At 34.2% G+C, this 10,772-nt stretch carries 7 protein-coding genes, 1 pseudogene and 1 riboswitch; of the genes and pseudogenes, 5 read left to right on the plus strand and 3 right to left on the minus strand.

Translation table 11 applies throughout. The features are described 5' to 3' along the window. Window positions 1-128: 128 nt before the first annotated feature. Window positions 129-205, plus strand: a riboswitch (SMK box riboswitch). Beyond that, complete coding sequence (gene metK, locus RWZ86_RS07435; protein WP_314681014.1) at window positions 203-1,372, plus strand: methionine adenosyltransferase; 1,170 nt, start codon at window positions 203-205, stop codon at window positions 1,370-1,372. It overlaps the preceding riboswitch by 3 nt. A gap of 47 nt (window positions 1,373-1,419) precedes the next feature. Here metK and RWZ86_RS07440 read toward each other — a convergent pair whose 3' ends face one another. After that, window positions 1,420-1,563: a DUF4044 domain-containing protein gene (locus RWZ86_RS07440; protein WP_020991322.1), complete on the minus strand. Its 144-nt coding sequence runs from the start codon at window positions 1,561-1,563 to the stop codon at window positions 1,420-1,422. Window positions 1,564-1,728: 165 nt separating this feature from the next. On the opposite strand from RWZ86_RS07440, the gene gndA reads away from it, so the two are divergent. Continuing rightward, entirely contained in the window at window positions 1,729-3,162 is a 1,434-nt protein-coding gene (gene gndA, locus RWZ86_RS07445) for an NADP-dependent phosphogluconate dehydrogenase (RefSeq protein ID WP_314681016.1), read from the plus strand. A gap of 197 nt (window positions 3,163-3,359) precedes the next feature. Here the strand turns inward: gndA and RWZ86_RS07450 are convergent, their stop codons facing one another. After that, window positions 3,360-3,554 (minus strand): YjzD family protein, encoded by a 195-nt coding sequence (locus RWZ86_RS07450; protein WP_314681019.1) that lies wholly within the window; start codon window positions 3,552-3,554, stop codon window positions 3,360-3,362. Between the two features lie 168 nt (window positions 3,555-3,722). Here RWZ86_RS07450 and dnaE point away from each other — a divergent pair, with 168 nt between their 5' ends. The 3 genes and pseudogenes from dnaE to pyk form a co-directional block, all read left to right on the plus strand. Further along, window positions 3,723-7,061 (plus strand): DNA polymerase III subunit alpha, encoded by a 3,339-nt coding sequence (gene dnaE / locus RWZ86_RS07455; RefSeq protein WP_314681021.1) that lies wholly within the window; start codon window positions 3,723-3,725, stop codon window positions 7,059-7,061. 105 nt (window positions 7,062-7,166) lie between these two features. Next, window positions 7,167-8,132 carry a 6-phosphofructokinase gene (gene pfkA, locus RWZ86_RS07460; RefSeq protein ID WP_314681023.1) on the plus strand — a complete coding sequence of 322 codons (966 nt, stop codon included), beginning with the start codon at window positions 7,167-7,169 and terminating at the stop codon, window positions 8,130-8,132. Window positions 8,133-8,149: 17 nt separating this feature from the next. After that, window positions 8,150-9,559, plus strand: a pseudogene (pyk, locus tag RWZ86_RS07465) (pyruvate kinase); the annotation flags it as partial. Between the two features lie 512 nt (window positions 9,560-10,071). Here pyk and lexA read toward each other — a convergent pair. Next, window positions 10,072-10,695, minus strand: a complete 624-nt coding sequence (gene lexA, locus RWZ86_RS07470; protein WP_314681025.1) for a transcriptional repressor LexA — start codon at window positions 10,693-10,695, stop codon at window positions 10,072-10,074. Between the last annotated feature and the right edge of the window lie 77 nt (window positions 10,696-10,772).

The raw sequence follows: 10,772 nt of genomic DNA on the forward strand, positions 1-10,772 counted from the left end.
CATACTAACTTCTAGTTTTGATACTTAACTAGAAGTTACTTTGAAACTTTACGTTCAAAAAATAAATGTATAAAAAAGAGAAATAATACTAGGAATTTTCAAAAATAATGCTATAATGGTTGAGTCTTAAAAAATATGATATTCCCGAGAGGATGCACAATGTGTAGATGCCTTGTAACCGGAATTGAATGGGGGAAACACAATGGAAAAAATTTTATTTACATCGGAGTCTGTTACTGAAGGACATCCCGATAAAATCGCAGACCAAATTAGTGATGGAGTGTTAGATGCTATTTTAGCTCTAGACCCAACTGCTCGTGTAGCCTGCGAAACTGTCGTTAATACAGGTTTAGTCGTATTAGTTGGTGAAATTACAACAACAGCTACAGTCGACTATCAACAAATTGCAAGAGATACGATTCGTAAAATTGGTTATGCTGATCGCAAGTATGGCTATGATGCGGATAGCGTTGCTGTCATGGTTTCTTTAGATAAACAATCACCAGATATTGCAATGGGGGTTAATGATGCTTTAGAAACTCGTGGACAACAAGAAGAGTTTGGGGCAGGAGACCAAGGGTTAATGTTTGGTTTTGCCACTAATGAAACAGATACTTACTTACCAATGCCAATTTACTTAAGTCATCAATTAGCTTATCAATTAGCGAAAGTTCGTAAAGAAAAACAATTAGACTATTTAGGACCAGATGGTAAAGTTCAAGTAACGGTTGAATACACTACTGACCATAAAGTAAAACGTATTGATACAATTGTTGTAAGTACACAACATGATGAAGAAATTTCTCAAGAACAAATTCATCGTGATATTTTAGAATATGTTGTAAAACCAGTTGTACCAAGTGAGTTATTAGATGATGAGACACGTTACTTCATTAATCCAACAGGAAAATTCGTAATCGGTGGGCCAGTTGGAGATTCTGGATTAACAGGTCGTAAAATTATCGTAGATACTTACGGTGGATATGCTCGTCATGGTGGAGGAGCATTCTCAGGAAAAGATGCAACTAAAGTAGACCGTTCAGCAAGTTATGCTGCTCGTTATATTGCTAAAAACGTAGTAGCTGCAGGTTTAGCGGATAAATGTGAAATCCAATTAGCTTATGCGATTGGAGTAGCTCAACCAGTATCGATTTCTGTGGATACTTTTGGAACAAATCATGTTTCAGAAGAAAAATTAATTGCTGCGATTCGTAAAGTATTCAAATTAACTCCAAAAGGAATTATTGAAACATTACAATTACGTAGACCAATTTACCAACAAACTGCTGCTTACGGACACTTTGGACGTAAAGATGTAGATTTACCATGGGAAAAATTAGATAAAGTTGAAGCTTTAAAAGCTGAATTTTAATGAAACAAAAAAACGATTATAACGTAGAGGTTATAATCGTTTTTTTACTATTTATAATTCATAACAGTCATTGCAAATTGGAATACGATAACTCCTAATGTTGCTAATAACATAAACCATACAACAACACGAGTAATTTTTTCCATTGTTGAAAGATTACGTTTTTGTTTTTTTCTTGGTTTTCTTGACACTAGTATCTCTCCTTTATTTCAAATCATTGTTAGTTTACATGAATTACTTTAAATAAACAAGTAGAATAGTTATGAAAATTTTCTTTGAGTGCAAATAGCTTTCCTAAAATTGTAAATTTTGGTATGATGACAAGGTAAATTTATAAAATATTGGAGGAATTCAAAATGTCAAAACAACAAATTGGTGTCGTTGGTATGGCAGTAATGGGTCGTAATCTAGCATTAAATATTGAAAGTCGTGGTTATTCAGTTTCAATTTTTAACCGTTCATCTTCAAAAACAGATGAAGTGATTGCATTACATCCAGACAAAAAATTAGTTCCAACTTATACAGTGGAAGAGTTCGTAGATTCATTAGAAAAACCAAGAAGAATTTTATTAATGGTTAAAGCTGGTGAAGCAACTGATAAAACAATTCAAAGTTTATTACCACATTTAGATAAAGGAGATATCTTAATTGATGGAGGAAATACATTCTTCCAAGATACAATCCGTCGTAACGAAATGTTAGCGAACTCAGGTATTAACTTTATCGGAACAGGAGTTTCTGGTGGTGAAGAAGGAGCGTTAAAAGGTCCTGCTATTATGCCTGGTGGACAAAAAGATGCGTATGATTTAGTAGCGCCAATCTTAGAAGAAATTGCTGCTAAAGCTGATGATGGTGCACCATGTGTGACTTACGTAGGTCCAAATGGAGCAGGTCATTATGTAAAAATGGTTCATAATGGTATCGAATATGGTGATATGCAATTAATCGCTGAAAGTTATGATATTTTACGTCGTGTAGGTGGATTAACTGTTGAAGAAACTGCAGAAGTATTCAAATCTTGGAATACTGGTGAATTAGATAGTTACTTAATTGAAATTACTGCTGATATCTTAACTAAAAAAGATCCTGAAACAGGTAAACCAATGGTTGAAGTAATTATGGATACTGCTGGTAATAAAGGAACTGGTAAATGGACTTCTCAAAGTGCATTAGACTTAGGTGTGCCACTTCCATTAATTACTGAATCTGTATTTGCACGTTATATTTCTACATTAAAAGAAGAACGTGAAGTTGCAAGTAAAGAATTATCTCCAATTAAAGTTCCTGAATTATCAAATACTGAAAAACAAGCATTAATCGAATCAGTTCGTAAAGGATTGTATTTCTCAAAAATTATGAGTTATGCACAAGGATTTGCTCAAATGCGTGTTGCGAGTGAAGAATTTGATTGGAAATTAAATTATGGAGAAATCGCGAAAATTTTCCGTGCTGGATGTATTATTCGTGCTCAATTCTTACAAAAAATTACGGATGCATTTGAACGTGATCCAGAATTGAAAAACTTATTATTAGATAAATATTTCTTATATGTAACTGAATCTTATCAAGAAGCGGTTCGTGAAGTTGTTGTGACAGCTGTTCAAGCAGGAATTCCTGTTCCAACATTTTCAAGTGCATTAGCTTACTATGATTCTTATCGTTCAGAAGTGTTACCAGCTAACTTAATTCAAGCGCAACGTGACTACTTTGGTGCTCACACTTATAATCGTGTGGATAAACCAGGTGTATTCCACTTCGAATGGGCGCAAGAACGTGAGATTGAACAATAATTACCATAATTTTAATAAGACTAGTCTATAGTAGCTAGGACGCAAGCAGCCAGCGAGCTGTCTCATTGCTAAATTTCGAGCCTAAGGTCTCGAAATTTCCTGTACAAGAAGCCACTTGGCTTCTTGTACTTGAGCTACTATGGGAAGGTTCGTTAGAATTTTCATAATAAAAAAAGCATCTCTTTGAGATGCTTTTTTTATTGATGTGATTGTGGGGCAGTTTTTGTTGGTTTCATAAAGACGTGTTGGATTAATACAATCCCACATGAAACTAATATTCCAACGACTACTGCATTTGTAAAGTTATATGGAGATTGTGCTAATGCAGAACCTAAATAATAAGTTACTTGACTTAAAATAAATCCCCAAACAAAAGTTACGAGGTATTTCATTTCGACACCTTCTTTCAAATCCATTATAGACAATGAATGAAATTCATACAAGTAAAATTTCTTAAAGCTTACTTGAATCAAATTGTTAAAAAACAACACCACAATATTTGTACAAAATTCTATTCAACCGTTATAATAAGTGAGAAGAAATGATAGAAAGGAATCATTATGACATTTACGATTTTACAAGTTACTAGTGGTTATAGTTTATTGAAAAGTACGATTGATTTATCTAAATATGTAATGACTGCTAAATCATTGGGGTATCAAAAATTAGTCTTAACGGATGAAGGTGTCTTACATGGAGCGATTGAATTTTATAATTTATGTCGTCAACAGCAGATTGAACCTGTTATTGGTTGTGTATTTCAATATAAACAATGGAGAAATGCAGAAGACTTATCATCCATGGTTGTCTATGCAAAAGATGAAATTGGATATCAAACATTAATTGAATTATCGACTCAATATCAAATGTCCAAAGTTGTTTCTAAAACTATGGAACAAAGAATCAAAGAAGCTTCCAATCATTTACAAATAGTATTCCCACAAGAAAATAGTGAATGGGCATTGGAATGTTCGAATGGGGAAGTGGCTTTTCAACGTTGGTTATTTGAAGCAGAAGAACGTTATTTTTCAAATATTTATTTAGGAATTGAATCAAACCAAGCTTTACCAATTTCTCTAGAACAATTAGAAGAATGGACAAAGGATTTTTCTACAAAACTTCTTCCTTTTGTTAAAACTTTTTATTTAAAAGCAGAAGATGATTTTAGTTATCGAGTATTAAAAGCTATTGGAGATGGTGAGACGCTAAGTACGACTCAAGCTGAGGTGAGTGGGCAATATTATTTACAGGATGAGAAAACTTTGGCTCAACATTGGTCGACTGTATTAGAAGGAAAATTAGTCCACCACTTACAAACATTTGTCGATTCATTAAAATGGGAACTCCCAAAGCACGAACTTTTACTTCCAAAATTCCAAACACCAGAAGGAAAAACGAGTCAGGAATATTTACAAGAAATTTGTCAGCAATCTTTAAAAGACAAAGGATTAGTACAAGACGAGTATCAATTACGCCTGAATTATGAATTATCTATTATTCATCAAATGGGATTTGACGATTATTTCCTAATTGTATGGGATATTATGAAATATGCTCATGAAGCAGGCATTCAAACAGGACCTGGACGTGGTTCAGCAGCGGGTTCATTAGTATCTTATTTATTAAATATTACTAAGGTAGATCCAATTGAGTATGATTTATTATTTGAGCGTTTTTTAAATCCGGAACGATATACAATGCCCGATATCGATTTAGATTTTCCGGATAATCGTAGAGAAGATATATTAGATTATGTTAGAAGAAAATATGGGGACAATCACGTTGCTCAAATCGCTACTTTTGGGACATTTGGTAGTAAACAAGCATTGAGAGATGTATGTCGTGTGCTAGGGTTAACCACTGTTCAAGCTGGAGAATGGTCTAAAGCTATTCCAAATCAGTTAGGAATTAATTTAAAGAGTGCTTATGAACAGTCTAAAAATTTACAAGCATTAGTGGCGAGAAGTTCAAAAAATCAATTGATATTTGAAACAGCTTGTCGCATTGAAGGATTACCTCGACATTTATCTACCCATGCTGCAGGGGTTGTATTATATGATAAGCCATTAACGGATGTCATTCCTTTAATGTATAAGGAACAGCAATTGCCAATTACACAATATACGATGAAATATGTTGAACAAATTGGATTGTTAAAAATGGACTTCTTAGGGCTAACAAATTTATCAATTTTACATGATTCGATTGAATTAACTAAAAAAATATATCAGAAAGACATTGTCTTAAATGAGATTCCTCTAGATGATGAAAAAACACTCGAATTATTTCAAAAAGCTGATACAAATGGGATATTTCAATTTGAATCAGATGGCATTCGTCGGGTATTAAAGAAATTGAAACCAACGAATTTAGAAGATATTGCTGCAGTGAATGCCTTATATCGACCAGGCCCAATGGAGCAAATTGATACTTTTATTAAGCGGAAGCATGGGCAAGAAGTGGTGAAATATCCGCATCCAATATTAGAGTCGATTCTTCAATCGACATATGGAGTCATGGTTTACCAAGAACAAGTTATGCAAGTAACTTCTCAAATGGCAGGATTCTCATTGGGACAAGCAGATATTTTACGTCGTGCAATTGGGAAGAAAGATGGTAGAGTTATTGAAACTGAAAAAGCTCATTTTATTGAAGGAGCGATTGAAAAAGGAATTGATGTAGAAAGTGCAACAGAAGTGTACCAATATATCGAAAGATTTGCTAATTATGGCTTCAATCGTTCACATGCATTTGCTTATTCGTTATTAGCCTATCAATTAGCTTATTTTAAGACACATTATCCACGTGCTTTTTATACTGCTATTTTAAGATTTGTGGGAGATCGTTCTCCAAAATTACAAACTTATTTTATAGAAGCAAAACAAAGAGGCATTTCAATAAAAAATCCTTCGATTAATACTAGTGTCGACGATTATACTGCAACAATAGATGGAATATTTATTGGATTAAATGCCATTAAAGGATTAAGAAGAGATTTTATTCAAGAAATTCTTAGTCAACGTAAACAAAATGGTCCATTCATCGACTTTATGGATTTTGCTTTTAGAATTGGTAAAAGATATTGTAAAAAAGAAGTATTAGAAGCTTTAATTGATGCTGGAGCTTTTGATGAATTAGGAAAAAATCGAGCGACATTACGAGCTACGATTGATGCAGTGATTGAAAGTGTGAAATTTCATGGAAGTAATCTCTCTTTAGAATTAAGTGAAGAGATGTATCCAAAATATTTCGAAGAAGAAGACGTCAACATTATTGAGAGGATTGAACGTGAAATTGCAGTATTAGGATTTCCGGTATCAGCATTTCCAACAGAACCGTATGAAATATTGTATAAAGAGCAAAAAGCGAATCGAATTTCATCAATTTATGAATCAAAACAAGTATCAGTTTTAGGAATTTTAAAAAATATTCGAAAGACGCGCACTAAAAAAGGGGAACCCATGGCGTTCGGAACCATTCAAGACGAAACTGGTGAAATGGAATTTGTTGTATTTTCAGAAGTTTATCCATTGGTGTTCTCATTATTAGAAGAAAATCAATTAGTGTTATTAAAAGGAAAAACGAGAAAGAATTTGCAATCGAAATGGCAAGTACAAGTTCAACAAGTATTAAACTTGTTTGAAATTGAAGGATTAGCACAGGCAACTTCGATTAAATGTTACATTAAAATCACTGAGAAGTTACAAACTAAAGAAGTGTTCGATCAAATTAGAAATGTCATTATTAATAATCCGGGAGACACAACCGTTCTTTTATACATCGAGAGTAAAGATCAGGTTCTAAAAATGAATTTTAACTCTGGCATAGTAGTCGATGCTGAGACTTTAAAAGCCATTTCTAGCATTGTCGGAGAAGAAAATGTAAAAATTATAAAATAAAAACCTTTTCAGTAATGAAAAGAAAAGACATTTTTGTAGAAAAGTGGTAAAATAGGAAAAGAAATTGGAAAAGAGTTCCAAAATTAACTTTAAGAGGTGAATAGCTTGAAACGTATTGCTGTTTTAACAAGTGGTGGAGATGCACCAGGTATGAATGCTGCAGTTCGTGCCATCGTTCGTAAAGGAATTTATGAAGGATTTGAAGTCTATGGGATTAACTATGGATTTGCAGGATTAGTTGCAGGAGATATCCGTAAAATGGAAGCTTCTGATGTAGGAGATATGATTGGCCGTGGAGGTACTTTCTTATATTCTGCTCGTTATCCTGAATTTGCACACCGTGAAGGTCAAGAAAAAGGAATCGAACAATTGAAAAAATTCGGTATCGAAGGTTTAGTTGTTATCGGTGGAGATGGAAGTTACCAAGGTGCTGTAGCTTTAACAAAATTAGGTTTCCCAACAATTGGAGTTCCAGGAACAATCGATAATGATATTCCAGGTACAGATTATACAATTGGTTTTGATACTGCTATTAATACAGTATTAGACTCAGTAGACCGTTTAAGAGATACTGCAACAAGTCACGTTCGTACGTTTATTGTTGAAGTAATGGGACGTAATGCAGGAGATATTGCTTTATGGACTGGTATCGGAAGTGGGGCAGAACAGATTTTAATTCCTGAGCAAGACTTTGACATTGCTGAAGTTGCAACAGAATTAAAACGTGGTCGTTTAAATGGTAAAAAACACACGATTATTCTTTTAGCTGAAGGAGTAATGAGTGGTGAAGAATTTGCTAAGAAATTATGGGAATACGATGATGATTTCCATACTCGTGTAACAGTATTAGGACACGTTCAACGTGGTGGATCTCCAAGTGCTCGTGACCGTGTATTAGCAAGTCGTTTAGGTGCAAAAGCCATTGACTTATTAAAAGAAGGCATTGGTGGAGTTTGCGTTGGTGTTCGTGGCGAAAAAGTTGTTTATAACGACATCGTAGAAACATTAGCAAATGGTAAACATGTACCAAACTTAGAATTATATCAATTAAATAAAGAAATTTCATTTTAATTAAGGAGTAATTTTTTATGAAAAAGACTAAAATTGTATGTACAATTGGACCAGCAAGTGAATCAATTGAAAAATTAACAGCATTAGTAGAAGCAGGGATGAACGTTTCACGTTTAAACTTCTCTCATGGTGACCATGAAGAACATTTAGCACGTATTAATAATATTAAAAAAGTACGTCAAGAAACTGGTAAAATGATTGCTATCTTATTAGATACAAAAGGACCAGAAATTCGTACACATGATATGGAAGGTGGAGCATTAGAATTCTTCACTGGTGATGTATTACGTATTTCTATGACACAAGTATTAGGAACTAAAGAAAAAATTTCTATTACTTATCCAGAATTAATTAACGATGTTAAAGTTGGATCTACTATCTTAATCGATGATGGTTTAGTAGGTTTAACAGTTACTGAAATTGACCATGCAAATGGAGAAATCGTAACTGTTGTAAATAACAGCGGTGTTGTTAAAAACAAAAAAGGCGTTAACGTTCCAGGCGTAAGCACTAAATTGCCAGGGATCACTGAAAAAGATAGAGCAGATATTATCTTCGGTATTGAAAATGATATCGATTATATCGCAGCAAGTTTCGTTCGTCGTGCATCAGACGTTCAAGAAATCAGAGATTTATTAGAAGAACACAATGCAACTCATATTCAAATTATTCCAAAAATTGAAAACCAAGAAGGTATCGACAACATTGACGAAATCTTAGCATTATCTGATGGTTTAATGGTTGCTCGTGGAGACATGGGTGTTGAAATTCCAGCAGAGGAAGTTCCAATCGTTCAAAAAGCTTTAATTAAGAAATGTAACGCTTGCGGTAAACCAGTTATCACAGCTACACAAATGTTAGATTCAATGCAACGTAACCCTCGTCCAACTCGTGCAGAAGCAGGGGACGTAGCAAATGCTATCTTTGACGGTACAGATGCAGTTATGTTATCTGGTGAATCAGCAGCAGGTGACTACCCAGTAGAAGCTGTTAAAACAATGGCAAGTATTTGTGTACGTACTGAACGTGAATTACGTGGACAAGATAAATTTAAATTAAAAACTTATGATGCATCAGATGTAGCGGAAGCAATTGCTCGTTCTGTAGCGCATACAGCTAAAAACTTAGACGTTAAAACAATTGTAGCTGCAACTCAATCAGGGCATACTCCAAAAATGATTTCTAAGTATCGTCCAAGTGCGAATATTATGGCTATCACTTATACTGAACGTCAACAACGTGGTTTAGCATTAGTATGGGGTGTTCAACCTTATGTAATTGATAGACCAGCGTCAACTGATGATATGTTCAAACTTGCAAATGATATCGTATTAGAAAAAGGATTTGCTGAAAAAGGAGAATTATTAATTCTTACTGCAGGTCTTAAAGTTGGAGAAACAGGTTCAACAAATATGTTGAAGGTTCAAAAAACATTTTAAGAATTCGAAATAGACTCTTGTATAGTAGTAAAGGACGGCAGCAGACTCGCAAAAGCGAGTCTCATGCCTAACTTTCGAGCCTAAGGTCTCGAAAGTTCCTAGTAAAAGTTGCCAATTAGGCAACTTTTACGCTTACTACTATAAGAGTCTTTTCTATTTGGACGGATATTCATGGGAGAGCGTTTGAGAGTAAGACCTTTCTATATAGTAGTAAAGGACGCCAGTAGCCACCTAAAGGTGTCTCTTGGCTAAAAATCAAGCCATGGTCTTGATTTTTCCTAGCGAAAGTTGCCAAAGTGGCAACTTTTGCGATTACTACTATGAAAGGTCTTTTCTATTTTGATGGATAAATATGAGAGAGCGTTTTGGAACAGAATTTTTATACTAGTAAAGGACGGTAGCAGCCTCGCAAAAGCGAGTCTCAAAGTTCTATGGAAAGTTTTTTAAAAAAATAAAAAACTCTTTGTTTCGAAAACAAAGAGTTCATCATTGATATATTATTAAAAAATTCGATTACGATAGAGACTGACTACTTTTCCTAAGATGGTTACATTCGGTAAGATAATAGGGTCTAGTTGATCATTTTCTGGTTCTAAGCGAATATGGTCAGATTCTCTATAAAATCTTTTACAGGTAGCAGTATCTTCTTCTGTCATGGCAATCACAATTTCACCATTAGAAGCAGTGGATTGTTTTCTTACGATAACAGAATCGCCATCGAAGATTCCTGCATTAATCATACTGTCACCTTTAATCGTTAACATGAATAAATCTTCTGCATCTTGTTGTAAGTCTGGTGGAATTGGAAAGAATCCATTTGCTTCTTCAATTGCTAAAATAGGAGAACCCGCAGTAACAGTTCCTAGCATTGGAATTGCAGTAGCAGTAGCTCCAATTGCTTTTAGTCCAATTTGTGTTAATTCAATCGCTCTAGGTTTACTAGGATCTCGTTGAATATATCCATTCTTTTCTAAACGAGAAAGGTGTCCATGTACAGTCGAAGTGGAAGAAAGCCCAACTGCATTACAGATTTCTCGAACTGTAGGTGGATAACCATGTTCTTTAACTTCTTCATATATAAAACGTAGGACATCGATTTGTTTTGAATCTTTTCCATTTGACATTGTATCACCTTCTCTATATCTTTTACGTAATCATAGCACAAATTGTACACTAAATCAAACAAATGTTCGTATGTTAG

Source organism: uncultured Granulicatella sp. (assembly GCF_963545075.1).
Taxonomy (GTDB): domain Bacteria; phylum Bacillota; class Bacilli; order Lactobacillales; family Aerococcaceae; genus Granulicatella.